This window comes from Pseudomonas fluorescens (assembly GCF_019212185.1).
Taxonomy (GTDB): Bacteria; Pseudomonadota; Gammaproteobacteria; order Pseudomonadales; family Pseudomonadaceae; genus Aquipseudomonas.
In genome coordinates this window covers 987,983-1,013,145 of sequence record NZ_CP078138.1, presented here as the reverse complement: position 1 = coordinate 1,013,145, position 25,163 = coordinate 987,983, and the positions used below count along the sequence as shown (strand labels likewise).

The window sequence follows — 25,163 nt, the reverse complement described above, 5'->3', positions numbered from 1 at the left end:
AATCGCCTGCTTTTGGCCGATCTCTGTCGGTCGTCACTGCGGCGCGTTTGGTCAAACGACGTGCTTCGCGAGGCCCGCAAGCTGTATCAGAAGGCCGGTTTTCAGTTGGTCACAGCTTTGGAAAAGACCTCGTCAGCCAGACTTGGCACAGGACCTCTAGTGGCGTCTAGTCATTGACCACCCTGGAGTGACATGCTTGCCCCCAGCTACGCCATCCATCAGCACAACGGAGTGTAAGTGAGCATGGAGAAAGTACAGTTGTTGTTGGATCAGGCCGGCGGCCTGGTGAGGGAGGCGAAGACCAAGCTCGCAGCAAGCGGTGAGCTGTTCAACCTCTTCAGCATCACCCGAATCGAGCGGGCCGAGGTCAACACTCATTCGGCGATGATCGCAGAACTATTAAGCCCCGAGGGCCGTCACGGTCAAGGCGTGCACTTCCTCGAACTGTTCTTGTCGACAATGGGGTTTGCGCATGAATGCAGCCTCAGCGAGGCTAGGGTGCAAAAGGAGCAGACGTTCGCGGGGTATGGTCGTGTTGATGTGGTGATTCACCTGAGGGATCACCTCATCCTTATTGAAAACAAGATCGACGCCCTCGACGGCAACCAACAACTGAAGCGTTATGACGATATTGGCAAGGCCTCAGGCAAGAATTGGCAGTTGTGGTACCTGACAAAGAAAGGCACGGAGGCGCACGCAACCAGTCATTGCGACGCGAGCTACCGTCGACTGTCGTACCGGGAGCACATCCTCGACTGGCTTGAGCGGTGCGAGAAAAAACAATTGGGTCAGCGGGCGCATTCTCGTACCAGAGTAAAACGTGAAGGTCTGCTTTTGGTCGATTCTGTTGAAAAAGTCGGGTTTCTCAGGATGCCGCAGGATGGGTAGGTAAAAGCGCCTCTTCAGCACGCTTCTTCGTGAAATCTCAGCCTGAAAGGCTCTGCGGACATTCAGGATTTCAATCTCCGACGCGTACTTTTCTGCCTTAAAAACCATGGCCGATTTTTTCAACACAATCGGCCGTTCTCCGCCAGTCGTCACTACGGCGTGTGCTGGTCAGGTCGAATGCAATTGAATGGTCAGTGACGATGTAAATGGGTGGCCAAGTCCATGCAATTACGCAGGCTCATATTAAATCCCGATGAACGACTACCCCGGCCATGGAAAGCCACCGGCCTCCTAGGTCTTCCAGCGCTACCGATTGGCGCAACAGCCACCCCCAAAATACGGTTGACCGCGAGCAGAACGAGCGCTAAACCAGAACTGTACCAGCGCTGTCCTCGACAGCACCCAGGTAGCCAGAACCTTTGAGGCTACGCCACATCGTGGTGGTTCTCCCCAAGTGCGATTAGCGTCCGGCGGCTCGCACGCTCACAGTGATGTGATGGATGCCTACTTCTACCAGAGTGCCACTGCGGCAACTCATACCCCTTTATAGCTGCCCTGCAGCAACCTATCCGCTTGGCCATTTCCTTGCGCCAACCTGTTGCCCGTCTCTTTGCCCCCTAAAGAGACGGGCGCTCCTAACACTGCTGCAGCCCTGCTCACACGGGCCTTTGCGGCTTTCCCCCTCGTGACAATCGGCGTGACAAACACCGAATGCTCACTCGCCACAGCGATGCCGATGATGGTGCCGCAACCCAAGGAATGGACTGCACCTGACTGACAGTCAGGCATGCCCCAGTCATCGCCTCACTGCCTTCACCTGACTCAGGATCTCGCGGCCGGTCTCGTCAGCCAGTGCAGCCTCCACCCGCCCACTTCTTCGGAAGTGTTCAGGAAGCCAGATCATGAGATGCCCAAGCTCCCGGTCGTAAGGAGCCGTCAGTCCCGCGTGAGAGGACAACCCTCACAGGTCGCAGGGGCCTTGATCCCTGATAACACTCAACAACCGTGGCGGGATGAGTGAGGACGAAGTCGATAATCTGAGGAGAATAGCGATGCAACTGTGCGAAGCGTTCGAGCCACCACAACCATTGCTGGAATACCAGCAGGTGCCACTGCCCTACCCCGTCGAAGCACTGGGAGAACTGTTGGGCCCTACGGTCCAACGACTGGCCGAAGTGATCGGCGTGCCCTGCGCCATGGCAGCGCAATCGGTGCTGGCTACCACTGCCTTGGTGAGCCAGGGTCATGCCAATGTCCGACTCGACGGTCGAACTTATCCGCTGTCCCTCTACCTCCTGACGGTGGCGTCCTCGGGTGATCGCAAAAGCGCGGTGGATCAACTGGCATTGAAAGCGGCGCGCGACTGGGAACGACAGCAGTGGACCCTGTATGCGGAAAAGCTCAAAGCCTATCGCGCCACTACCAGCATCATGGCCAAACCCAAAACCTCAAAGAAACGCGCGGAGGAGGAAGGCGGTGAGTTATCCGAACCGGTACCGCCAAGACTGATCATTGCCGAGCCCACCATCGAGGCCCTGGTCAAAAGCCTGTGCCATGGCTTGCCCAGCATGGGCTTGTTCAATGATGAAGGGGGCCAGTTTCTGGGCAGCAGCACCATGAGTAAAGAGAACCTGCTCAAGGCGATCACCACCTTGTCGACACTCTGGGATGGCAGCCCGATCGACCGGGCGCGCTCCATGGCAGGGGAAAGCTTACGTGCCTATGATCGCCGCCTCAGCCTGCACCTGATGCTGCAGCCCTACCTGGCCAACCAGCTGTTCAAAGACCCGGTGATCAATGGCCAAGGCATCCTCGGTCGTTGCCTGATTAGTTGGCCCGAGCGCCTGGTCGGCCAGCGGCTTTACAAGGCGATCGACCTGAGCCGGGATGCCAAAGTCCAGCATTACCAAAAGCGGATCACCGCCCTGCTGCAACAGCCCTGGTCGCTTCACAGGGATGGCTCACTCAATCCCACCACCCTGGAGCTGACTGCCCGTGCCCGTTGGGCCTGGATTGATATTCACGACACCATCGAATGTCAGTCTGGGGAGTTCGGCGAACTGGCCGGCATCCAGCCTGTCGCGGGCAAAGCGGCGGCGAATGTACTGCGTATCGCGGGCGTGCTGGCCATGGTGGAAGAGGCCAGTTCGTTGGAGGAGGCACACATCCAGCGCGCCTCCACGCTGATGGATTACTACCTGGCCGAGATCCAGCGCTTGACCGAACAGGAGCCGGTCAATAACCGACGCGAAGAGGCGGATCGACTGCTGCGCTGGTTGGTGCAGAAAGACTGGACCCACTTCACCATCCGCGACGTCAATCGCAACGGTCCTCGTTTTGCCCGCAAGAGCGCGAGCCATACCGCCTCTTTATTGGTCGTGCTGATCACTCATCGCTGGCTGAGCAGCCGTGATGGAAAAACTTTCGAGGTCCACCATGTTTCGCCTCAATGACGCGGTGCGCCGCTATCAGGCGCAACATCAATCGCAACCAGCATCGCGGCGTGTCGCCGCCACTGTAGCCACCCTGTCGCCACGTGCCAGGCCAGAAACGACGCAGGTTGTCGCCACTGTCGCCGCTGTCGCCACACCACACCTGGAGCCTGCCCACCTCGCCCTGCTGATCGAGCAACTGCGTGAGGAAGGAGCACTACTGCAACATCAGGAGAACGCCCTCCTGATCCGCCCGACACACTGGCAGCAGGTGGACCGGCTCAGCCCTCACTGGAAAGCCCTGCTGCTCTTTCTGCAAACAAACGAACACGGTGATGACGATGGCTCTGGTCGGTCGGCGTGATGGTCGCAACTTTGGCTATGGCCGCCAGCTGAGCTACGCCGGCCCGCAAGCTCTCAAGGATTTGTTTGCCGGTGGCCACTTCGCCACGGTTAAAGCGCATAGCGATCGCTGGCAAGCGTTCGTGCGTTGGTGTCGGTCAGAAGACGGCCCCGGTTACAACGATGCGCGTCAGATCGATCGACAGACGCTGCAAGACTATGCCGCGTATCTGCGCCAGCAGATCCAGCAAGGTGAACTCTGCATCGCTACCGCGCAGAACCGCCTGAGCAGCGTCAACCGCACCCTCGCGGCGCTGCGCGGTGATCAGGACGTGAGGATCGCCAGCCCGAGTCAGGCGTTGGGACAGAAGCGTTCGACCGTACGCACCCGCGCGCCAGATGGCCAAGACCACCAACAGGTGCGGCGAGTGATTGAGGCGCTTGTCGAACAGCAACACGAGCGGTTGGCAGCGATTGTCCTTTTGGCCCGAACAACCGGTATGCGCCTGCGCGAAGCGATCCTGGCTGACCTGCCACGACTGCAACGCGAAGCCGAACACTTAGGCCGCATCAACATCCAGGACGGCACCAAAGGCGGCCGTTCAGGGGCATCAGCGCCGCGATGGATCGAGGCTAATAAAGCAGTGAAAGCGACGCTGCAGTTGGCTCGTCAGGCATCGCCGCCCGGCAGCCGCAACTTGCTGGCCCAAGACGAAAGCTACGCCGCGCTCCTGCAACGGACAGTGCTTCCCGCCCGCGAAACGCTACATGAACACGGGCTGAAGGGTTTTCATGAACTGCGCGCAGCCTACGCCTGCGAGCGTTACGAACAGCTCACTGGCCACGCCGCACCGATCAATGGCGGCCACTGCTATCGCATTGACCGCGACCTTGATCAACAGGCACGCCAACAAATCAGCCTTGAGCTCGGGCATAACCGGATTGATGTAGTGTCGGCCTACATTGGAGGCAGAGCATGACCAAACCCTTCAATATGGCGCTGTTCCTGAGTGGCGTACTGACCGGATCGAAGGCCACGCAGCAACGTCACCTACGCCAAGCACGAGTCATGCAAGCGGCCATTCAACAGCGATGGCAGCGAGATAATCCTTGGACCTGGCAGCTCAAGCATGTGCGCTGGTTTCTCAATCAGCACCTGAAAGACCATTCCGACGCCACCCAATATTACTATCGACTCACCGCTCTACTGATCTGGAAGCGATTAGGGAATGACGGAGAAATGCTGATCTAACGCTCGAATCATGGATAGGCAACCCTCCAGGCTCGCTTGTCCACCTTCATCTATCTCAGCGTGGACATTCTCTTGCTGAATGAACCTGCTCGAAGCACACCGCCGCAATGGCAAAAAACGGCCAGTAGAGAAGGACGGGCATCAAGGCACGCGTCGTAAGCTACGAGGTGTCCAAGGTGCTCAATTTTCGCGCCAGCAATTGAGTGCTTTTGAGATTGGCCTCAGGGTGCTAATTCTGTTGATCGCTTGGATGAATGGCAGCCAGCTTGAAAGGTTGCTTTCGGATCGATTCTGTTGAAAAAGTCGGTCTGCACAAACTGCCTGACCATTGACGGGTGAAAACGCCTTTTTTGCACGCTGCTACGTGAAATCCGCGCCTGGAAGCCTCTGCCAAAAGTAAATATTTCAATCTCGGACGCGTACTTTTCCGACGCGCAAACCATGCCCGACTTATTCAACAGAATCGGATCAGAAGCAGACTGAGAATCCATAGTGACTGGCCGACTGTCAATCAATCTGGTCTAGGCCAGTTCCAGCCGCTCTGTCTACAGGTATGCTACTAACAGAGCAGGACAATCGACCGGGCCCCGACTGAGCTTCGGCCAACTCAATGCAGTTTGTGAAGGACGATATGGCAGGGAAAAAGACAGACTCCTCGAAGCAGCGCCCCCCAAAACCGGCGATTAATGAAGCAGATTTCCAAGCATCTATTATCACCCGTCTTCGCGAGGCGTTGCCTTTACTGCCATCAGATATTCGTGCGGAGCGATACCTACACCTGAAGCTGGGGCATCATGAAGTCACAGTGAATGGTCTCAGTGAACAGAAAAAAGGCCTTAAAGGGAGATCTGATGTAGTTGTCTTCCGAGATGACAAGCCGCTGTTATTGGCTGAGCTGAAAGCTCCCAATGTACCGATCACCGACGAGGACGTAGCTCAAGGGCTTTCCTACGCTCGCCTACATCAACCGATGGTTCCGTTGGTGTTGGTGACAAATGGAGACCAGGAGAGCACTCGGCTGGTCCTGACTTATGACGGATCGTTGCTGTCACATGATCGCACTGATTCAGATGGTCTTAACAAGATCCTTTCCGCTGCATCTGCTTTGGCAGCCAGTTCAGTAGACAGCGCTATTCGAGGCTTGCTGGGAAGCGAACCGGCAGTATGGAAAGAAATAATAAACAAATGGAATCTGGAAGAAATCAGTAGACGCAAAGGAGCGTTGGGTGATTTCCGTCGTGCAATTGCTGAGAATTTTCAGATTCCGCGCGAAGCTGTTGGTGTAGTCAACGGTATGCTCAACAAGGGAGCAAAGGTTGTCGTTCTGCATGGGCCTCCACTTTCGGGGGTGACTTGCGCCATGGCTCAAATGGTGGAGGCGCTCACATTTGCTGGCTGCATCTACATCGATAGTAGAAACGCCGGAGATATTCTGCAGTTTATCGCCGGCCGCCTTAGCCGCGAGTTATCCATAGGAATTTCCAGAGACGACGTGAGGCAATGGCTTATCACTGGCCAGTCTCTATCTGGATTGACGCTGCTAATTGATAGTGCCCCCTCCAGCGGGCTTGAGGAATTGCTTCAACTGGCAGAAGCCAATTCGCTACATCTAGTATTTGGCATGGATAGCTGGAGCTTTGAGTCCCTACGCATGCTGCCTGGGCGAGCCGAAGAAACCACTCTAGGTCGTTTGGCCGAAGAAGTGGTGCTAACAGAGTTATCGGCAGGTGAATTCGAAATCGCTTGCAAACTCCTGTTTAACTCATCCAATGCGGTCTTTCTACCCGGCGCTGAGCTTGTTCCCGACTTGCGCAGTCCTCGTCATCTGCGAATCGTGGCCTCGCAGGTTCCGCCAAATGCCCCCCGCCAGATACGTAAAACAGAGTCTGGAGATGAGTACATAACCAGCAACGCTCTCCCCCCGATACCTGGCGTAAAGATGCTGGAAAGAGCAAGCATGCTTTTTGGTGCCGATGCAAAACTGAAGCATGACTTGTCGCGGCTGGCATCCGCATTCCTGACTGATGTTGAAGAGAACGGTTCAGACAAGAATCGTATGGTGGAAACCTATGGCGTGCCCTCAGTCGATCCCGATATTTTGGAGCGAGCCCTTGGGGAGCAACGAATTGAGCGACTTTCCAAGCAAGGCATGATTCATTGGTCCGATACGCGAACACTGGGCCCTAGACTGGTGCTGCGCTTTCCAGAACTCTTGGCACATCACGTGTCTTTACACTGGACAACTGCGTTGCGTAGCGCAGATGATGAAATGATTTTGGTAGTACTCAATCGGATTCTTCAGCATTCGCATATTGTGCCCTATGGTGACCTCTGCGCTGCTGCCGCGATAATCCGTATCGACAATGACCAACGTCTCGCCTTGATATTTGAAGCTCTCACTGAGTACCTACCAGAAGAGTCTTGGCTGAGAGAAGGCGCAGTGATCGAACTGTTGGCCAAGGATAAAAAGGGTATTCGCCTTCATTTCGGAGAGGGTATGAATGAACGAATCCCTGGGGATATGCAACCATGGCTTGTTCTGAGCCATCTTTCCGCATTTCCCGCGGACTTTGGTGACGATGGCGCGTCAGTGAACATGAAAATTTTTGCCAAACTCGGCAACCATGAAGATCTTATCTACAGGCCGTCGCCAAGCAACTTCGCTGAGTTTCCTGGCCTACACTCCCATGAGGTTCCCGGCATTGGCTCGCTATTATGTCCGTCAAGCGGAATTGTCGAGCCCATAATGCAAGCGATGTACTCCCATGCATCATGGCGTCCGAAAGAGTTCGAGCAGCTTGTAGGGTATGCGTTAGATGAAGAGCTGGTCTTCCTCGCCTGGCGCTTGAAGACAGTGGCGTCAATCGTAAAAACTTCTACAGACTCGCAAATTAGTGACGTTGCATTCCGTATGGATCAGATCCTCGGTGAATGGTGGAACAGGATGATTAACACCTCGATACCGAAGGAGGAAGCGCTTCCCGACAAGTCCTGATTTGGCTAAGCGCCCGAACCACACTGAAACGGAGCCATCCGCTCGCCCTCTGGATAAACCTCCAACGAAAACAATAGATGGAGGCGCTTGGTCGCCTCCCACCCATCATCTAGATCGGAAAGCCAATTACCTACATGTTTTTCAGAACCCCAAATAAAAACGGCACGGCTATTTATGCAAACCTCCGAAATAGCAAAGTGCGCGAACAGTTATAACATTAAATACAATCGAATTCAGAGCCCCTTCATGACAAACCCACCCAAGCGGCATCACTTTGTTCCAGAGTTCTATCAGAAAGGATTTTGCTCCGACGAAGGAAACCTCTATGCTTACAAAAAAACCTTTGGTGGGCTAAAAGAGTGGAGCCCAGCGCAAATCTTGTACAAAGATAATTTGCATACAATAACGCTAGGAAAAGAGAAAACACTAGCTATTGAAACTTTTTACTCCCAGATCGAGGGACAATTTTCAAAATACATAGACCTACTAAAAAACAATATAAATAGCTCTAACTTTGCAGTCACACTTAGCCAAGATGATAATTTTTTCAGAATTGCAAAACTCATCATTGCAATCCAATTTTGGCGAACACCCTGTAAAAAAAACCTTGCTATGGAGTACTCTACTAGGCTCTTAGAGCTTTATGATCGCTCGGAAACCGAGATCAAAGAGCTGCTTGGCTTCGACCGAAAATTCATTAAATTCATGAGTAAGCGTGCCCAAAAAGATGACTCAATAAAAGTGATTCAGTTTTTATTATTGCCACTATTATCGTTTGATCTATCCAAAATCGCGCTTAATTTCAAATTATATGTAGCCCCTCAAAGCAGAATGTTTTTCTCTTCTGACAGACCTGTCATATACGACAATCTTGAAAAACTTTTTTCTTTTCAATCATTTTGTTTTCCGTTTTCAAAAGAGCTTCTACTACTTGGCTCGGACAAAGATATAGAAAAAATCAATATTGACGCTATTAATGAACTAATTGAGAAAAAAGCAGTAGAAGTTGTTATTTCAGGTTCCAAAACGCAGCTCGAAGAATTGAAAGCAAAAAGAAAGAGCAGTACCCATCTTGTTTGATCGTAGGCCATTTTACGATTCAGACGAAGGACAGCTTATCGTGCCGTAGTCACGAGGCGCGGCAAACGGGCGGCGGCGATCATGAGTTTGATCCAGTCGGCACGCATGAATGGGCACGACCCGTATGCCTCTCTCAAAGATGTGCTATCGCGGCTGCCGAAGCAGCGAGCAAGTGAGATCGAGCAACTGCTGCCGCATCAGTGGGTGCCGGCCTGACTTACGCAAGGTGAGTTGGCCGTATGCTTACTCTCGTCGGGTAAAGCCTTGCGATCAAAGCTCTTCAGCTGCAAATGCCCCGGCTGAGCGTGCTAATCTCAAAACCAAGCTTAATTTCCACCCTTATGGGTAGTGGAGATGAAGACCCTAAAAGCAGCTCACGTGACCGTCAGGTGGACGCTGTCTATGCGGCTGACCGTCAGATGCTTGAAATAGCCGCCGCCCGTGCCAAAGCCGAACTTCGTGGCAACTTTGGTTCAATCGTCCGCCCACAACGATTTTCTGCGTTACGCAACTGATGCCCGAATCGGTAAACGAAAAGTGGCGCCTTAGCAGAGGCTTGAGCCGTGTGCTAGGAAACTCACATGCACGGTTCTCAAGGGTTAGGCGCTGGCAACCGCGTCTGACTACCTGACAACCAGATACAACCTTGGGCGCTCGGTAAGCGGTCGGGCATCCCGTGTTGCGTAACGAAGCCGGTGGCCAACGATGCGGCAACAACTCTCCGATTTCACTCGCCCTTTGCGTCGGCAGGCGAGTGAGGACGTCCTTCAAATAAGCATGTGCATCATGCCCGTTGAGCTTGGCCGACTGGATCAGGCTCATCAGCGCCGATGCACGTTGATCGCTGCGTAGCGAGCCGGGCCAAAGGGAGTTTCACCTCTCGGCTGCTCACAGAACCGTACGTGACAATCTCCCGTCACATGGCTCTTGATCACACATTCGATGCCCGTAGCAGATACCAATGTGCGAACCGCTCCGTGAGTGCCCGGTAAACACGCCTTACCAATGAATATCAGAAGCTTCGCAGCAAGGTTGCGAATGAGTTTCTGTGGTTCTCAGTCACGGCAGACTACATTAAGCCACCGTGACTTGGCCGTTCATCAGCATGGGCAACAGCCAGTCGCGAAGCTGGGTGAGTTGCTGGTTTTCCTGTTCGAGCAAATCTTGCCGCCGAAAAAACGGCTCTACACGCTTAGTGAATTCCTCGACAGGACTCCGCTCTGGCCGCGTGATTTTCACTGTTTTCAAGACAGCCCCAGATACCTCTTTGAAGGTTGATCCAGATGCGTACTGAGTAATGGCTTTCAAGGAGTTCATGACGGTGTAGTAAATGAATGCGGAAGAGTAGCCATTGCTGGGAATAAAAGATTTGAAGCCCTGATTTGTGGTCAGCTCAGCTCGGGCGATAGCCATATAACCAATAGGTGCACGGGAACTGAGCAAAACTGTTCCTGGAGGGTATTTTTTCAGCGATGCGTCCTTAATTCCATTGAAGGAAACGTCTTGTGCGCCTCGGGTGATGAACTTGTTGCCCTGATTATCGGACAGGTCGTTAGGAGTGATCCACGGCGTACCATTGGTAGTGAAGTTATCCGGCTTTTTCGTTGACGGCGTGCTACCGCCGACAATCTGTCCGAGATCATTCAAGGTGCCATCCATCCAGCCCTCGGGGATCGCGCGCTTCAGGGTGGCGTTATAGCTCATCTTGCCGCCAGAGGACTTGTAGGGTTTGCCATCGGCATCAGGGAAGTCGAACTGCACGAACCAGTAGTCGTACAGCGTCTTAGCCATCATCTCCAGTTCGGCGTTGATACGATTGTTGCAGTCGATCTTGGCATCCAAAGCGGAAAGGACGGCGGCGATTCTTCTTTGTTCAGGCGGTTTGGGAACAGTAATTTTTATTGGGTAGACATAATTTCGATTCAGGGAAGGCTGCGCGCTACCTGAATTCAGCTTGCTAAAGTCAATGTTCTTCAGGAGGTAATAAGCAAAATACGGATCATTGCCCTTGAAGTCCGTAACGAACATTGCGGTGTTGTGCGGCCAGAAGTCTTCCTTTGAAAAGTACACCTGACCAAATGATCCCCCGCATCGACCCACAACAATGCCCGGCGCTGACGCAAGCGCTTTATTGTGAAAGCCATTCTGACCGGCGGCACCCACTACGGGAATATTGCCAACTTCTCGTTCATCTCCAGTTAGATCATATCCCCGCTGCAGCGATAAAAAATGACCAATGGTCATTGGTTGCCAATTATTCATATCGCAACCCCGCCAATTTTTTTCGGATATCCTGTTCCAGCCCGGCTGATTCGTTGAACAATTTATCCAAATTGTGAGTAAATCCATGCAACTTTGCGGCGAACTGTGCAGGCGTCAGGTCGACGTATTCGATCTTCACCTCAAAATACTGCCCGGCACTCAGGCTGTAATTTTTGGCGCTAATATCGTCATAACTCACCACTACCGAGAAATGCTCCACCGCTTGCTTGCCATTGAAGGCGGCAATGATCCGGTCTTCCTCGGCGTCTGAGAGCAAGGTTTTTTGGTTCTTGCCGTCCTTGACCTTGGTGCCGAGGCCGGATGCGTCGATTAGAACCACATTTTCTTTGTTGGCGGCATCAATGAACAGGATGGATACGTTGGTTCCGGTCGTAGCGAAGATGTTGCTGGGCATTGAGACTACGCCTGCCAGCATTCTGTTATCCACCAGGTGCTGCCTGATAGCTTTGTCGATACCGCTTTGCGCGGTGATAAAGCCGCTGGGGACTACCACAGCCGCTTTACCGCCGGGTTTAAGTGAATGGATGATGTGCTGCAGGAACAGCTGGTAGATGGCCATTTTGTCGACGGCCTGCTTGGGAATGCTCGGCACTCCGGCGAAGAAGCGTTCCAGATGCTCCTTGCTGTCCAGTTCGTTACGGAAATCGCTGAAATCCATCTTGAACGGTGGATTACTGACGATATAGTCGAATTTTTTAAGCGCCTTGCCCTCCCGATGGTAGGGGTGGAGCATGGTGTTGCCCTGGATAATGTTAGGGATGGAGTGCACCAGGTTGTTGAGAATCAGGTTCAGGCGCAACAGGCTGGAGGACTTTTGTGAGATGTCCTGCGAATAGATGCTGCAACGCTGCTCCCCGATGGCGTGGGCGATGTTCATCAACAGGGTGCCGGAGCCGGCGGAGGGGTCATAGCAGCTCACGTTCCTGATTTTGCCGCGCGCAGTCTCCGGCACCAGGATGGCCGCCATGATCTTGGCCACGGCGTGCGGGGTGTAATACTCGGCGTATTTGCCACCACTGTCCTTGTTGTAATCCTTGATCAGGTATTCGAAAAGCGCTGCGTAGAAGTCGTACTTCTGGGTGAAGATGCGCTCAAAGCTGAACTCCACCAGTTTGTTGATCAGTGCGCGGCAAAAGTTGTCGCGCTTGGACGGATCGGAGATGAATTCGCTGACTCGATCAAAAAGCCTGATCTTCTCGCCGCCGTCGGTTTTCACTGCAAAGATATCGTTATTGGTAAAGGCAATATCTTGCAGAGTGTCGTCAAACAGCTTGGCAAACTCGGGAGCATTCTGCCGACCGAACAGATGGGCTAGAAAGTGTTCAGGCTTCAGGCGGGCCGTATCCGGACCCATCTGCAGTTGCAGCATCTCCAACTCATCAATGCTAAGACTAGCCATAGCCTGCTCCCAAGTGAGGGCCTGGCCTAGCTCGGGGCGGATTCTCTTGGCTTCGAAGGTGAATTTATCGTTGAGAAACTTATAGAGAAAGACCTGGGTGATGATCTTGAATTCGTTGCCATCGTTGCCCAGGCCATAGGCAGCGCAGATGCCCTTGAGACTGTCGATCAGTTGGCGGGTGCGTTGCTCAAACTCTTGCGTTACCACGTACGTGTTCCTGTTCGAGTGCCGGAGGCAAATTCATTGATGTATTCGGCCACCACCAACTGGTTAATGGCGCGGGAAGCGTCTGGAGTGAGCTGGATTCTCTGGCGAATTTGGAACTCGCCAATTACAAGCGGCATCATCATCCCTTCGAAGTAGCTTTCGTTATTCACTAACTGGGTGTTCTGCAGTACCTGCTCGTCGGCGGCCTGTTTGACACCGGAGAGTGCCTCAAACAGGCGGCGTTCGGTTTGGGTGAGACCGCCGCGCTCTTGCAGACGTTTGTGGATGCGGGTGTATTTCGCGTCACCCTGGTACTTGGCGCGCAGCTGATTATTCTGCCGATTGAGTTCTTTGACCTGATCGTGAATCGCGTTGAGCGCGCCGATGTTGGCAGTCATTTCGTCTTGGGTGACTTCGTTGAGTTTCTTTTTCTTGAACAGTCGCTCCAGTTCTTCCCTGAGAGTAATGAACTTGGGGTCTTGCTGGTCGAAGTTATCAGCCAAGGCCTCGCGGGTCTGGCGCAGAGTGTTCTTGAGCTTGTCAGCCAGTACCAGCTCTTCTTCTCGGACCTTTCTGAACATGAACAGCACGTCTTCCAATGCGACGTTGAGCAGGTTACCGGTATCGGTGCTGGATTCGATACTCTCTTTCAGGTTGAGCAGGTCAAGGTGGTTGCAGGTTTCGCGGTAGAGCTGGTTTAGCTTCTGAAAATCAAGCTGTTGCAGGAGCGTGTAGTCACCCTGTAGACGAATTAGGTTGTAGAGGCTGCGGGCGTCGGCCAGGGCCTTCTTGAGCGCCAGCACCGTGGCGCGATCTTGAATTTGGGTGATTTGCCGTGAAAACTCTTCGGCGTTTTCGACGTTGAAACTGAATAGGATGTCCTTGATCGCTTCGATTTCCTCGGCGATTTCTTCAGCAGATTTGAACAAATTGGAGTAGTGCTCGACCTCGTCGCCTAGCTCGGCCTGAAGCTCGTCGAAATAGGCCTTGTTGGTGGCGTCGAACTCCTTACGGATATCGGCGAAATCGACCACATAGCCGTAACGGAAATCCTTGTAGGTACGATTGACGCGGGTGAGTGCCTGTAACAGGTTGTGCGAACGAATCACCCGACCGAGGTAAAGCTTTTTTAGGCGCTTGGCATCGAAGCCGGTGAGCAGCATGTTGTAGACGAACAGCAAGTCGATCTTGCCCGCCTTGAAGTCTTCCACCCATTGCTTGCGCTCTTCCTTACTGCCTATGTCGTGCAGGATCAGAGCGGCAGACTTGACGCGATTTTCCTGTAGGCTACGGGCGACGTAGCTGCCTCGCTGCTCGGCGGCGATCAAGACTTGAGAGGAGTTCTGGAGCTTGGGGGTAGGCTGGCCCTGCCTGGCATGAGCGTCGTTGAATATCTCGAACATCTGCCGGGCCTGCTCGGCGCTGTCGCAGATCACCATACCGCCGATGCTGGCGTCGGCCAGCGCACCGCGGCTCTTTTCGAAATCACGCACGATGTATTCGAGCATAGGCTCGACGAACTTTGGGTGGGAGTAGACAAGCTTGCGGTCAATGTCACCCTGTTGCAGTTCGACAGCGGCCAGCGCCTCCTGAAGGACCAGCTTGTAGTTGGTGGCAATTTCTTCACGGATCAGTCGCAGGGTGTAGCCGTCGGCGATGGATGCGTTGTAGTAGTACTTGTGGATGTAGTCACCGAACAAAGCCCGGGAGTTACGATCGTCACCTAACAATGGGGTGCCGGTAAGACCAATCTTGATGGCATTACGGTCTGACTGGCTGAGGTTGGCGAGAAAACTGCCCTGCGGGTTGTAACTGCGATGCACCTCATCAAGGAAGTAAACACGCTGGATGTTGACGTCGTAATCCTCAGTACGCACCACGTCCGGGTCATCCTGGAACTTCTGGATGTTGACCACGGTGATCTCTGACCTGCCGCTGTGGTTGTGCAGCACCTGGGTGGCCTTGATGTCGCGAGCGAAGGCTTCACGAGTGTCAATGCTGTGTACAATCAGCCCCCTACCAACAAATTCGCGTTGGGCCTGGGTGAGCAGATCGAGCCGATCGACGATGAAATAGAACTTGGGGATGATGCCTTTGCGCTGGAAGTAGTCCGTCAGAAAGCGAGCATTGTAATAGGCAAGCGCGGTTTTACCGCTGCCCTGGGTGTGCCAGATGATGCCTTTGCGTACGCCAGCATCGAGTTTCTTCTCAATTGCCTTAGTGGCGAAAAGCTGCGGGTAGCGCATGACGTGCTTTTGCAGCCCATCAGCCTCGTTGACATAGACAAGTGCAAAACGCAGTAGAAACGCCAGCCGTTGTCGGCTGAACAATGACGTGCATATGCGGTTGGTCGGTGCATCAGGATCTTTGTTACTGAGAAATTCAGGGCTGTGCTTGATGACGTTGAGATTGTTGTCGCGCAGAACCGCGTTCTCGACGTCGTCATTTTCGGCAACCAGCAGCTTGGCCAGATTCAATGCTTCCTCTTCACGGAAGTAGTTGAAGATTGGCAAATCATACGAAGGGCTGGCATAGAAGGCACCTTCGATTGGCTGCGGCGAGCCGTCTTCATACTCCATGTTGTTGGAGAAGACCATCAACTGCGTGATGTTGATGAAACGACGGAAGCGCTGATTGCGACAGCGCATGATGATGCGGTTGCGTTCAGCCAACACGCCTTCGCGGTTGTTGGGCTTCTTGACCTCAATGAAGGCCAGCGGCATGCCATTGATAAGCAGGGTGATGTCGGGCCGGAACTCATCATCACCATTTCGGCATGGCAGCTCGGTCACAACGTGGAAACTGTTGTTGTCGAAATTCTCGAAGTCGATCAGGCGGATGCCAGAGCGCTCGGTGAGCTTGTCGTAGAAAGCCTTGCCGAGGTCTTCGTTGTCCAGCAAGAGCTTGACTTCCGCCAGCAGGCGGTCGATGTCATCGGTTTCCACGCCAGGGTTGATCCTGGCCAGCGAAGAACAAAAAAGCGCCGGAAAGATATTGGTTTGCTGATCCCAGGAAGCACCCTTCAGGGATAGGTAGCTGTAACCCAGGCGAACCAGGTGCAAGATGCAGGGAATCTTGACGCGCGAATCTTCACTGAAAACCATCAGGTGTGCTCATCCTTAATGCAATACGCTAGTTATGTTGCGCCACGGTGTCAGAGGCATCATCCGCGCCACCAGCCCGGACCCATTCATCCACCTCGGAGAGCTGGAATTTCCAGAGTCTGCCAATGCGATGAGCCGGTATGCCCCGCCGCTCACGCCAGCGATAGACCGTATCTTTGGCAACCCCCAAATGGAGGGCGACCTGCTCAGCAGTGACCCAAGGCTCGGTACTCATAGCTCAGCCTAACACTCTCATAGTCGTTTTAAATCGGCTGAAGTCTACCAGTGCGAGCTGCACTCGCACAGGCCTGAAACTGGCCCTTATAGCCACCAACGCCAAGTACTAGGGGGAGACCACACAAGACGACCGCTACAGATGCTCACCCACCATACTTTGATTGGAAAGCGGGAGGAATTAGGCTGTTGGATTGGTGACCTCGGCTGGCTCGCCTCGCCTTAAGCGGTGACGGGAGCAAGCCGGGCGGCCTAGATCACTTCTACACCGGAAAAACTCGGCGAGGGATGTCGGTGTATTGGGAGGTATTCTTCGTCCATCGAAGAGCGGCATATCCAGCGATTAGACGATGGCCGACCCATCGCGGATCTACCGTTGGCGGCATTCCAATCTGGTTAGCCAAGAGCAGCCGTCCCATTAAGTCTATGAGCTCTTCGGAGTTGATGAACCTACCCCCGTAACCATGATATGACCGACCGCTTTTGAACCATGCAAATCCTTCGAAATCCTCATCGAGGAACGGCCTGAGTTTGGAAAGGTGAGCCACTGCCGCCGTTGACAGATCAATCATTGGAATATGCTTGATTTCGCCATTCAGCATTTTTACTCTGGAATGAATCGCTACCTCCGCTCCTGCCGGACAGCTTTTTATTAACCTCTCCATATAAATCAAGTCCAAAAAATTCTCTACCCCAACGGTCACCACATGCCTTGTATCGGTCAATGATTGAGGTAGGTAGTGATAGAAGCTTAACTCTACCGCCTCAACTGGCTGGGCATTTAAGACAACCATAGCCGCCACATGCCAGTAGGGATGTTCCTTGGAGCGTAATATCACAATTTGATTCCAGACAGAGTTTGATAGGTATCAATCGAGAAGTCATCTGTCATACCGGAAATGAAATCAGTAACCAGATGAGCCCTCAGCACCCATTCTTTTACATGGAAGCTTTCGTCTCTAGAGAGCCTGGCCAGATCATCGCGATAAGCCTGAATATATCTTTTTGGAAAGAGTGATAACAATTTAGATTCGATAACAATCTTATGACCTTGCTCATCTTTCTTTTGACCATCCAAAGCCAGAGCAAAACGCTCCTCACCAATTTTAAGGAGGCACGAGAATTGCTCAAGCAAGCCAGATATTGCCTTATAGCCAGCCAGCTCAATTTTCTGGACGCTCTCGTGGCAGTAGACCCGGTCCCGGCAATAATCTTTCAACAGCTCGAGAATCTTTCCGTAAGCCGACTCCGCAGAAATTAACGAAGACATCGCCCCGCTCAGCACCTCGTCATGATGGATGATGTACTGTTCCGCAGCATGATTAACCAACGCCCGATTCAGGTTTGTGCGAAAATCCGTGAACGTATATGGCTTCCCATCTGGTTTCTCACCATTGGCGGCGTTAGTAAGCGCCGCTGTGATGATACTTGAGAACTCTAATTTATCGTAACCAGCACTCCGCCATTGGCTGTCGATATCAGACAATGCAGAAGACTGGTTCAATAACCCCTTTTCAATCGAGTCTTCGAGATCACTGATACAGTAAGCGATATCATCAGCAGCCTCCATGATATATGCAAGAGGATACCGCTGCGGGATATTGTAGCCGAACTCTCGCCACACACTCTCGACGATGTCTACCTCCGTCGAGAAGTAACCACACTTTTTAACAAATGGAGATTCAACTTCTTCCGGCTTAATGCCGCTGGTACGCACGTATTTCAGGTAGGCTGCTAACGTGGTTTTGGTTAGATTCAAACCAAACTCATCATTATTCCGCTGGAGCTTAGTGACAATCCTTATCCCTTGGGGATTGCCGTCAAACTCAATAAAATCAGCAAGCGCTTGGTTTTTATATGTCTCAGCCCCCGCTACACCTGACGCTTCAAACGCGCATTTCAGCGCATCTACACCATTAATCTTGAACCACTCAGAAATTGCAAACTCACCGAAATGGCCAAATGGTGGATTTCCAATGTCATGCATCAAGCACGCCGTCTCGACGAATGTTGTCAAAGCAGCACATTCCTCTTTCTCGGCAAGCTTCTTCTCCATGAGTTGTATGGAAATCTGATCAGCAATGTAACGGCCAACCTGAGCAACTTCTAAGGAGTGCGTCAACCGGCTCCTTACCGAAGCGTTGGACTCCATCGAAAAGACTTGTGCCTTTTGCTGGAGCCTCCTGAAAGCCGGACAGAACAAAAGCCGTCCCCTGTCGCTTTCAGCCTCCAATAAAATATGACGATCGGAAACTTCGGAGGTTCGGAATCGAGTATTTGAAAGAATCTTGGTGTATACGGTAGTCACGATGCGTCCTAGCTGGCTTGGTAATTATGAAAGTTGAACATCGTTGAACCCTGGCGCTGAGCCGGTAGAGCTCGCCTGCCTCACAGCAGATCACAGCTGATGCCTGAATGAAACGTGCTCATTTCCCCGGTGCTAATTCTGAGATGCCCTGCCTGGAGTGGGCGTGCCGTCAGGGTCACGCCATTCCCAGATGCCTACACGCGAATGTATCCGCCAAGCGTTAGCGCGAGCAAGCTGAGTAAGCTCCCATCTGTGCTGGAGCGACGTATGTGCGTCGGTGCAACGGACAAGAGGCAACGTCAAAAGCACCTAGAAACCGAAATGTAGGATATGGCCCAACAACCGTAGACTCCGCCCTCTGGCGATTCGGTTCAACGAGGGAGGCGCATAGGCCTGATTGAGTCGTCCATTGTTTCGTAGACGGGATGGCTCGCCGCTGTGGTCAGTTGTTTACCAATTATGATTACGAAGCGAGCTGGTCAACACAGCTCCAATCGGTAGTCAGATCGAATTCAAACGGGTGGTCAAGTGGCGGGCGATTTCGCATCGTATTCCAATTGGTATTCCTGCCAAAAGAAAAACTAAGAATTATTCATATAAATCAATATGCTACCTAACGAATTCAACTTACCCCGGCCCACCAAATGATCAAACAAAGACGTCCACGGACGTCTTTTTTTGTGCCTGAAATCCAGTAAATACACGGATCTCAGCGCTGCCAGGGGCTTTTGAATTCCCGCGTACCCAGACAATTCCCCGGCGCCGACAACCATGATCAGGTACCTGCTATCACCCGCAGCAAACCTTCCACATCAGTTAGCGCTGGAGCATGGGCTCCGGGATAGCGGCAAGAGATGGAGGCGCAAGCCGCTGAAAATCGCAGGCGCGCGCTCAAGTCTGAGATCCCCAGCAAGTCCGCCGCCAACCAACCCGCCATACAAGCGTCTCCTGCTCCCACCGTGTCTTGCACTTTCACGGCAATAGCCGGCTGCTCGAGTTGGCTGTCCGGGGTGTGGAGAATCATCCCGTGCTCCCCTCGGGTAAACAAGATATGCGCCTGAGGGTTGAGAGCGCGAAGCTCATCCATTGCCTGGTGTTCGGTCAGCCCTGGATAAATGTGCCGAAGGTCTTCGTCGGAAAGCTTAATCATGTCAGCAAGGGTCGTCATCGTAGGGAAGGTATGCTCCCGATAATGGCCATCCATTAAATTGCGCCAGTTCGGATCATAACTAATCCGTTTACCCGCTTCTTTTGCCTGCTGAGCAATGTTGACCAGCCTGTCTGCGAGTGGCTGTCGAGCCAAACTGATGCAGCTGAAATGACACAGCTCTGCTTGGTTGATCCATCCCTCGGGCATTAGATCGGGATCAAAAAACAGATCGGCATCTCCAGCAAAAAAGTATTTTGGAGGGCTGCTTGATGGAACGATGGCGACCAAAGGAGTTCGGTCTACCCGTTGGATAAACCTCATATCCAACGCTGCCGCTTCCGACTGCAAAACTATCTCGTCACCCAGTGAGTCCATGCTCACCGACCCAGCAAAAGCGCAGCCAACACCCAAGCGACTTAGCGCTCGTGCAACGTTCCATGGAGCACCACCTGGGTAGCCCTTCCACTGTCCAGGAGTGCCTTGGACAAGGTCGGTCAGAGCTTCGCCAAATACTAATGCGCGCGGCAATACCATCGTCATTTCCTCAATACTTTATCGTAGGTAACTGCTGGCTAATCAGCTTCGACCGGTAATCACTGACTCAATACGCCTTGGCGTCTTGGTGTTGGCCGGACGCGTTCAACTATTAAAACCAGGTTTCCATCTGTATGCCGTACTGCCACACGCCTCCAGCACTGAAGTCCGACCTGCCGAAGGAGTCAGAGGTGCTGTATCTGTCCAGGTCCGAAGACCAGTCCATGAGGCTTGCGAACACGCGCAGTTCGGGACGTGTGAGCAGGTCGCCAACATCCGGTTTGAATGTCGGGGCGATGGTGAATTTCCAGAAGTCACCGTCGACCGCATTACGTTGCAGGTAGCCCTTGGGGTCGAGGTCCATGGTTTGCCAGCTCACTTCGTAGGCCATCTCGAAATTGCGGTTGATTTCATTGGCCAACCGTACGTTCAGGGTCATCCAGCGGTAATCGTCACCCTTGACGTACCGGTCCTTGCTTTGCTCGGCCAACAGGCTGGGGCCGATGCGCCAGCCCGGCGCGATCGGTGTCTCGCCGTAAACCGCCAATCGCAGAGCGCGGGCGTCGTCGATCAGTTCGCCATCCGAGCCGATGTTCTTGACCTCTGCCCCCAGGCCTTGCCCATAGAGCAGCGCCGTCTTGAAGAAGCCTTGCCGGCCGAAAAAGTCTTTCTGGTGATTGACCAGCATGCTCTGCAAACCGGAATCCGCAGGCGACAGACCCGCTTCATTGCTGCGGATGGAAATGTCGTTTTTCTTTGCACCAATGGCATTGAACATCCACTGCCACTGCCCCCTGTCGAAGAACTGGTTGGAAGTCAGGATGTAGCTTTCCACATCGGCATCGACACCGCCCTCACTAAAATCGCCGTAGTTACGCCCGACCAGGGAGTAATTCGAACGCCAGTCCGGGTTCATCTGCACATCGTAGATGCCACCGCCGGTGCCGGCCAGGAAGACGACGTCCGAGTCCAGCCAGTGGATATCGAAGTTATCCCGGTCGAATCGTTTGCCTGCCCACAAGGTGGAGTTCTCGAACACGGAGTTGCCCTTGAAGGCGGCGAGATGATCGAGTTCAGTGAATACCTGACGCACGTTGAGGTTGCTCTCGTCGGCCGTCCAGTCGTTGGAACTCTCCACGCCATCGGCGATGGACACGGTGAATTTGGCACGGGTGCCGTTTTGCGCATAGGTCTCTTTCGACAGGTCGATGCGCATGTACGTGTCGTCTTCGTTGCCAAGTCGTCCGACGGCACCACCGACTGAACCGGCAGGGGTTGTGTAAGGGCCGCCACGACCACCACCGAGCCCATCGTTGACCAGCAATCCGGAACGGGCATAGCCCTTGAAGCTGAAGCCGTCGGTGAGATGTCCGCTGCTGCCCTGTTTTTCCAGGCTTTGCTGACGAGCTTCGAGTTTTGCCACTCGGGTGTCCAGGGCCGGCGCCGAACTGGCTGCAGCCGTCGACGCTGCGGGCTGCAAGGCGGGAGTGGCAAGCTTGATCTGTTGCAATTCTCTGGCAAGTGCCTGGGTTTGCTGCTCGGCGGCGGCAGCGCGTTGTTCCGCTGCGCTGGCACGGGCTTCAAACGCGGCCATGCGTTGTTCCAGCGTCGCCGCCTGGGAGGTTGCCGCCGAGGTGCCAAGCACACCTGCGAGTAGCCAGCTTGATGCTTTCTGCATGTGGATTTCCTGTGTTGTTTTTATTGTTGTTGCTGCCGCGACTGGCCTTTTTTCGCGAATGACGATTTGTCAGAAACCACGAAAAAAAGGATGCCTCATCGCAAATACGCTGCTACATTTGGCGATGTTAACGTTAACTTTTATAAAAACAAAAATAAAGGGGCCTTTATGAAACTGCTCAAATCTCTCTTTCCAGCAGCACTGCTCACCCTCTGTGCCGGGCTTCCCTCCCTCTCGAACGCAGCCGATCTGACGATCTCCTGCGGTGCGGTGGGTGCGGAATTGCAACTGTGCAAGGAGGCTGTCGAGGCATGGTCAAAACAGACCGGTCACCACGTCGAGGTGGTTTCCACGCCGAATTCGGCGACCGAGAGGTTGTCGTTCTACCAGCAGATCCTCAGTGCGCAGTCCGCCGACATCGACATCATTCAAATCGATATGGTCTGGCCTGGGATGCTCGCCAAACACCTGATGGATCTGCGCGAGGTGCTGCCAGCCAATGCAACCCAAGGCTATTTCCAGGCACAGGTGGATAACGCCACGGTGAACGGACGGCTGGTGACGATGCCGTGGTTTACCGACTCGGGTCTGCTGTATTACCGCAAGGACTTGCTCGAGAAGTACAACCTGCCGGTTCCCCAGACGTGGGAGGAAATGACCGCTACCGCCAGGAGTATTCAACAGGCCGAGCGCACGGCCGGGAACCCCAATGCGTGGGGTTACATCTTTCAAGGGCGCGCCTACGAAGGCCTGACCTGCAATGCGCTGGAGTGGATCAGCAGCCAACCGGAAGGCGGGCTGGTCAATTCACGAGGCGATATCGTGGTCAACAGTCAGGCCTCGAGAACGGCGCTGACCTTGGCGAAAAGCTGGGTCGGCGACATCTCCCCACGGGGCGTGCTCAATTACACCGAGGAAGAAGGCCGTGGCGTATTCCAGTCGGGAAATGCGCTGTTCATGCGTAACTGGCCGTATGTCTGGGCCTTGGTGCAAAGCCAGGACAGCGCCGTAAAAGACAAGGTCGGCGTCGCGCCCCTGCCCCGCGGCGGCGACGCTGGCAGCCATGCATCAACCCTCGGTGGCTGGGGCCTGGCGGTATCGCGTTACAGCGCCCAGCCAAAACTTGCCGCCGAGTTGGTGAGCTACCTGAGCAGTGCCCAAGAGCAAAAACGTCGTGCCCTGATAGGCGCCTATAACCCGGTTGTCGAGTCGCTCTACCAGGACCCCGAATTGCTCGCGGCAATGCCTTACTACAGCCAACTGCACAGCATTCTCAACGCTGGAGTCATGCGCCCCGCCTCAGTCACTGCCGATCGCTATCCACGGGTTTCCAATGCGTTCTTCGATCGAGTGCATGGCGTGCTGGCGGGCGAGCTGCCTGTTGATCAGGCGCTGGCAGACCTGGAAAGCGAACTCACACGCATCAAACGCCGGAACTGGTAAGTCAAAGGAAGGAAACCACCATGTCTGTCTCCGCTACCCATGCCCCCGGTGACGAGCTCCTGCTCACCCGGGAAACGCCCGTACAACGTCGCCGAGTGCGCGCTGCCTGGTTGTTTCTGACACCCATGCTGCTGTGTCTGGCCCTGGTGGCAGCCTGGCCGCTACTGCGCACATTCTGGTTCAGCCTGACCGACGCCAACCTGGCGGACACCAATGGCGGATCCTTCGTCGGCTTGAGCAATTACCTGTTCCACAACGGTTCCTCCTGGTCGGGCATCCTGGTTGATCCTCAATGGTGGAACGCGGTGCGCAACACCTTGCATTTCACCGTGGTGTCGGTGGGCCTGGAAATCGTCCTGGGATTGCTGGTGGCGTTGCTGCTCAACGTCAAGTTCACCGGACGCTCTCTGGTGCGTGCGTTGATTCTGATTCCCTGGGCAATTCCAACCATTGTCTCGGCGAAAATCTGGTCATGGATGCTGAACGACCAGTTCGGCATCATCAATCACATGATGCTCAGCCTCGGCCTGATTGATGCGCCCCTGGCCTGGACGGCCGATGCGGATCTGTCGATGTGGGCGGTGATTATCGTCGATGTCTGGAAGACCGTGCCTTTTGTCACGCTGCTGATGCTGGCGGCCTTGCAGATGTTACCGAGCGATTGCTACGAGGCCGCCAGGGTCGATGGCATTCACCCGCTGAGGGTGTTCTGGCGTGTCACGCTTCCCCTGCTGATGCCCGCCCTGCTGGTGGCGGCGATCTTCCGCATCCTCGACTCGCTGCGGGTATTCGACGTTATCTACGTGCTGACCTCGAACTCATCGAGCACCATGAGTATGTCGGTCTACGCCCGCCAGCATCTGGTGGAGTTTCAGGACGTCGGCTACGGCAGCGCGGCCTCGACGCTGCTGTTCCTGGTGGTTGCGGTCATCGCCCTGCTTTACCTCTACCTCGGACGTCGTCAATTGGAGGTGCGCTCATGAGCCCGCGTCTACTGAAAAAAGCACTGTTGCGCCTCGGTTTCTGGTGCCTGATCGGGGTATTGCTGCTGTATGCGGTCTTCCCTTTCTACTACGCCATCGTGACGTCGCTGAAGCCGTCCAGCGCCTTGTTCGAGGTGAGCTACTGGATCAAAAACCCCGACTTCTCCAATTACGCTGCAGTGCTGCATCAAGCCTCGTTCCTGCAGGCAATCGGTAACTCGCTGGTGGTTGCTCTGTCCGTGGTGATGCTGGCGCTATTCCTCAGCCTGACCGCCGCCTATGCCTTGGGCCGGGTGAAGTTCCGTGGCCGCGGCGTGGTCTTGATGATGGTCCTGGGCGTGTCGATGTTTCCCCAGGTCGCGGTGCTGTCGGGGCTGTTCGAGGTGATTCGCGCGCTGGGCCTGTACAACACGTCCTGGGCATTGATCCTGAGCTACACGATTTTCACCCTGCCCTTCACCGTCTGGGTGCTGACTACGTTCATGGGACAACTGCCCCATGAACTGGAGGAAGCGGCAATCATGGATGGCGCGTCCCCCTGGGTCACGTTGACCCGGGTGCTGTTGCCGCTGCTCTGGCCCGCACTGGTCACCACTGGCTTATTGGCGTTCATCGCCGCGTGGAACGAGTTCCTGTTTGCCCTGACCTTCACCCTCACCGACACGCAACGCACAGTGCCGGTCGCCATTGCCCTGATTTCCGGCGGCAGCCCCCACGAGTTGCCTTGGGGGTTGTTGATGGCCGCCTCGGTGCTGGTCACCGTCCCACTGGTGATTCTGGTGTTGATCTTCCAGCGCCGAATCGTTTCCGGTCTCACTGCCGGCGCGTTAAAGGGTTGATGCCCAACAAAG

At 54.1% G+C, this 25,163-nt stretch carries 19 protein-coding genes and 2 pseudogenes; 12 read left to right on the top strand and 9 right to left on the bottom strand.

Going from position 1 to position 25,163, the window contains the following annotated elements; all coding sequences use genetic code 11:
* Positions 1–243 precede the first annotated feature (243 nt).
* From KW062_RS04285 to KW062_RS04245, 9 genes and pseudogenes are all read left to right on the top strand, one after another.
* Entirely contained in the window at positions 244–888 is a 645-nt protein-coding gene (locus KW062_RS04285) for a PDDEXK-like family protein (RefSeq protein ID WP_105754846.1), read from the top strand.
* Between the two features lie 1,052 nt (positions 889–1,940).
* Positions 1,941–3,341 carry a YfjI family protein gene (locus KW062_RS04280; protein ID WP_105754848.1) on the top strand — a complete coding sequence of 467 codons (1,401 nt, stop codon included), beginning with the start codon at positions 1,941–1,943 and terminating at the stop codon, positions 3,339–3,341.
* Positions 3,325–3,684, top strand: a complete 360-nt coding sequence (locus tag KW062_RS04275) for a hypothetical protein (RefSeq protein ID WP_105754849.1) — start codon at positions 3,325–3,327, stop codon at positions 3,682–3,684. Before KW062_RS04280 ends, KW062_RS04275 begins: the two co-directional genes overlap by 17 nt.
* Positions 3,662–4,642 carry an integrase domain-containing protein gene (locus KW062_RS04270; protein WP_105754893.1) on the top strand — a complete coding sequence of 327 codons (981 nt, stop codon included), beginning with the start codon at positions 3,662–3,664 and terminating at the stop codon, positions 4,640–4,642. The genes KW062_RS04275 and KW062_RS04270 overlap by 23 nt, the downstream gene beginning before the upstream one ends.
* Positions 4,639–4,914, top strand: coding sequence for a hypothetical protein (locus tag KW062_RS04265; RefSeq protein WP_105754850.1), 276 nt, complete (start codon positions 4,639–4,641; stop codon positions 4,912–4,914). Before KW062_RS04270 ends, KW062_RS04265 begins: the two co-directional genes overlap by 4 nt.
* 79 nt (positions 4,915–4,993) lie before the next feature.
* Positions 4,994–5,212, top strand: a complete 219-nt coding sequence (locus KW062_RS04260; RefSeq protein WP_158261845.1) for a hypothetical protein — start codon at positions 4,994–4,996, stop codon at positions 5,210–5,212.
* A 312-nt stretch (positions 5,213–5,524) separates the two neighbouring features.
* Positions 5,525–7,909: a type I restriction enzyme HsdR N-terminal domain-containing protein gene (locus KW062_RS04255; protein ID WP_105754851.1), complete on the top strand. Its 2,385-nt coding sequence runs from the start codon at positions 5,525–5,527 to the stop codon at positions 7,907–7,909.
* A gap of 246 nt (positions 7,910–8,155) precedes the next feature.
* Positions 8,156–8,989, top strand: coding sequence for a DUF4238 domain-containing protein (locus KW062_RS04250; protein ID WP_105754895.1), 834 nt, complete (start codon positions 8,156–8,158; stop codon positions 8,987–8,989).
* Positions 8,990–9,043: 54 nt separating this feature from the next.
* A pseudogene (locus KW062_RS04245) lies at positions 9,044–9,205 on the top strand (transposase domain-containing protein); the annotation flags it as partial.
* Positions 9,206–9,682: 477 nt separating this feature from the next.
* Here the strand turns inward: KW062_RS04245 and KW062_RS04240 are convergent.
* From KW062_RS04240 to KW062_RS04200, 9 genes and pseudogenes are all read right to left on the bottom strand, one after another.
* Positions 9,683–9,862, bottom strand: a pseudogene (locus KW062_RS04240) (transposase domain-containing protein); the annotation flags it as partial.
* A 201-nt stretch (positions 9,863–10,063) separates the two neighbouring features.
* On the bottom strand, positions 10,064–11,251 hold the full coding sequence (locus tag KW062_RS04235) for a restriction endonuclease subunit S (protein WP_105754852.1): 1,188 nt from the start codon (positions 11,249–11,251) through the stop codon (positions 10,064–10,066).
* Entirely contained in the window at positions 11,244–12,878 is a 1,635-nt protein-coding gene (locus KW062_RS04230; protein WP_105754853.1) for an HsdM family class I SAM-dependent methyltransferase, read from the bottom strand. Before KW062_RS04230 ends, KW062_RS04235 begins: the two co-directional genes overlap by 8 nt.
* Positions 12,872–15,982 carry a type I restriction endonuclease subunit R gene (locus KW062_RS04225; RefSeq protein WP_105754854.1) on the bottom strand — a complete coding sequence of 1,037 codons (3,111 nt, stop codon included), beginning with the start codon at positions 15,980–15,982 and terminating at the stop codon, positions 12,872–12,874. Before KW062_RS04225 ends, KW062_RS04230 begins: the two co-directional genes overlap by 7 nt.
* A gap of 28 nt (positions 15,983–16,010) precedes the next feature.
* The gene (locus KW062_RS04220; protein WP_105754855.1) at positions 16,011–16,217 is read right to left on the bottom strand and encodes a helix-turn-helix domain-containing protein; all 207 of its coding nucleotides are present in this window, start codon (positions 16,215–16,217) and stop codon (positions 16,011–16,013) included.
* A 262-nt stretch (positions 16,218–16,479) separates the two neighbouring features.
* On the bottom strand, positions 16,480–17,055 hold the full coding sequence (locus KW062_RS04215) for a primase 1D-like protein (protein WP_146118222.1): 576 nt from the start codon (positions 17,053–17,055) through the stop codon (positions 16,480–16,482).
* On the bottom strand, positions 17,052–18,524 hold the full coding sequence (gene dgt / locus KW062_RS04210) for a dGTPase (protein WP_105754857.1): 1,473 nt from the start codon (positions 18,522–18,524) through the stop codon (positions 17,052–17,054). Before dgt ends, KW062_RS04215 begins: the two co-directional genes overlap by 4 nt.
* 775 nt (positions 18,525–19,299) lie before the next feature.
* The gene (locus KW062_RS04205) at positions 19,300–20,208 is read right to left on the bottom strand and encodes a carbohydrate kinase family protein (protein WP_105754858.1); all 909 of its coding nucleotides are present in this window, start codon (positions 20,206–20,208) and stop codon (positions 19,300–19,302) included.
* A gap of 112 nt (positions 20,209–20,320) precedes the next feature.
* Complete coding sequence (locus KW062_RS04200; protein ID WP_105754859.1) at positions 20,321–21,886, bottom strand: carbohydrate porin; 1,566 nt, start codon at positions 21,884–21,886, stop codon at positions 20,321–20,323.
* A gap of 168 nt (positions 21,887–22,054) precedes the next feature.
* On the opposite strand from KW062_RS04200, the gene KW062_RS04195 reads away from it, so the two are divergent.
* Genes KW062_RS04195 through KW062_RS04185 form a run of 3 tightly spaced genes read left to right on the top strand, consistent with a single transcriptional unit; the run spans position 22,055 to position 25,151 of the window.
* A complete protein-coding gene (locus tag KW062_RS04195; RefSeq protein ID WP_103394067.1) occupies positions 22,055–23,329 on the top strand; it encodes an ABC transporter substrate-binding protein in 1,275 nt (424 codons plus the stop codon).
* Between the two features lie 20 nt (positions 23,330–23,349).
* Positions 23,350–24,312 carry a carbohydrate ABC transporter permease gene (locus KW062_RS04190; RefSeq protein ID WP_105754860.1) on the top strand — a complete coding sequence of 321 codons (963 nt, stop codon included), beginning with the start codon at positions 23,350–23,352 and terminating at the stop codon, positions 24,310–24,312.
* Positions 24,309–25,151, top strand: a complete 843-nt coding sequence (locus KW062_RS04185; protein WP_105754861.1) for a carbohydrate ABC transporter permease — start codon at positions 24,309–24,311, stop codon at positions 25,149–25,151. Before KW062_RS04190 ends, KW062_RS04185 begins: the two co-directional genes overlap by 4 nt.
* Positions 25,152–25,163: the final 12 nt, after the last annotated feature.

Bases quoted from the DNA above. Each gene is read 5' to 3' on its own strand.
- KW062_RS04285 (WP_105754846.1), top strand. From the start codon at position 244: ATGGAGAAAGTACAGTTGTTGTTGGATCAGGCCGGCGGCCTGGTGAGG.
- KW062_RS04190 (WP_105754860.1), top strand. From the start codon at position 23,350: ATGTCTGTCTCCGCTACCCATGCCCCCGGTGACGAGCTCCTGCTCACC.
- KW062_RS04270 (WP_105754893.1), top strand. From the start codon at position 3,662: ATGGCTCTGGTCGGTCGGCGTGATGGTCGCAACTTTGGCTATGGCCGC.
- KW062_RS04250 (WP_105754895.1), top strand. From the start codon at position 8,156: ATGACAAACCCACCCAAGCGGCATCACTTTGTTCCAGAGTTCTATCAG.
- KW062_RS04265 (WP_105754850.1), top strand. From the start codon at position 4,639: ATGACCAAACCCTTCAATATGGCGCTGTTCCTGAGTGGCGTACTGACC.
- KW062_RS04195 (WP_103394067.1), top strand. From the start codon at position 22,055: ATGAAACTGCTCAAATCTCTCTTTCCAGCAGCACTGCTCACCCTCTGT.
- KW062_RS04280 (WP_105754848.1), top strand. From the start codon at position 1,941: ATGCAACTGTGCGAAGCGTTCGAGCCACCACAACCATTGCTGGAATAC.
- KW062_RS04225 (WP_105754854.1), bottom strand. From the start codon at position 15,982: ATGGTTTTCAGTGAAGATTCGCGCGTCAAGATTCCCTGCATCTTGCAC.
- KW062_RS04220 (WP_105754855.1), bottom strand. From the start codon at position 16,217: ATGAGTACCGAGCCTTGGGTCACTGCTGAGCAGGTCGCCCTCCATTTG.
- KW062_RS04205 (WP_105754858.1), bottom strand. From the start codon at position 20,208: ATGGTATTGCCGCGCGCATTAGTATTTGGCGAAGCTCTGACCGACCTT.
- KW062_RS04255 (WP_105754851.1), top strand. From the start codon at position 5,525: ATGCAGTTTGTGAAGGACGATATGGCAGGGAAAAAGACAGACTCCTCG.
- KW062_RS04185 (WP_105754861.1), top strand. From the start codon at position 24,309: ATGAGCCCGCGTCTACTGAAAAAAGCACTGTTGCGCCTCGGTTTCTGG.
- KW062_RS04260 (WP_158261845.1), top strand. From the start codon at position 4,994: ATGAACCTGCTCGAAGCACACCGCCGCAATGGCAAAAAACGGCCAGTA.
- KW062_RS04235 (WP_105754852.1), bottom strand. From the start codon at position 11,251: ATGAATAATTGGCAACCAATGACCATTGGTCATTTTTTATCGCTGCAG.
- KW062_RS04275 (WP_105754849.1), top strand. From the start codon at position 3,325: ATGTTTCGCCTCAATGACGCGGTGCGCCGCTATCAGGCGCAACATCAA.
- KW062_RS04200 (WP_105754859.1), bottom strand. From the start codon at position 21,886: ATGCAGAAAGCATCAAGCTGGCTACTCGCAGGTGTGCTTGGCACCTCG.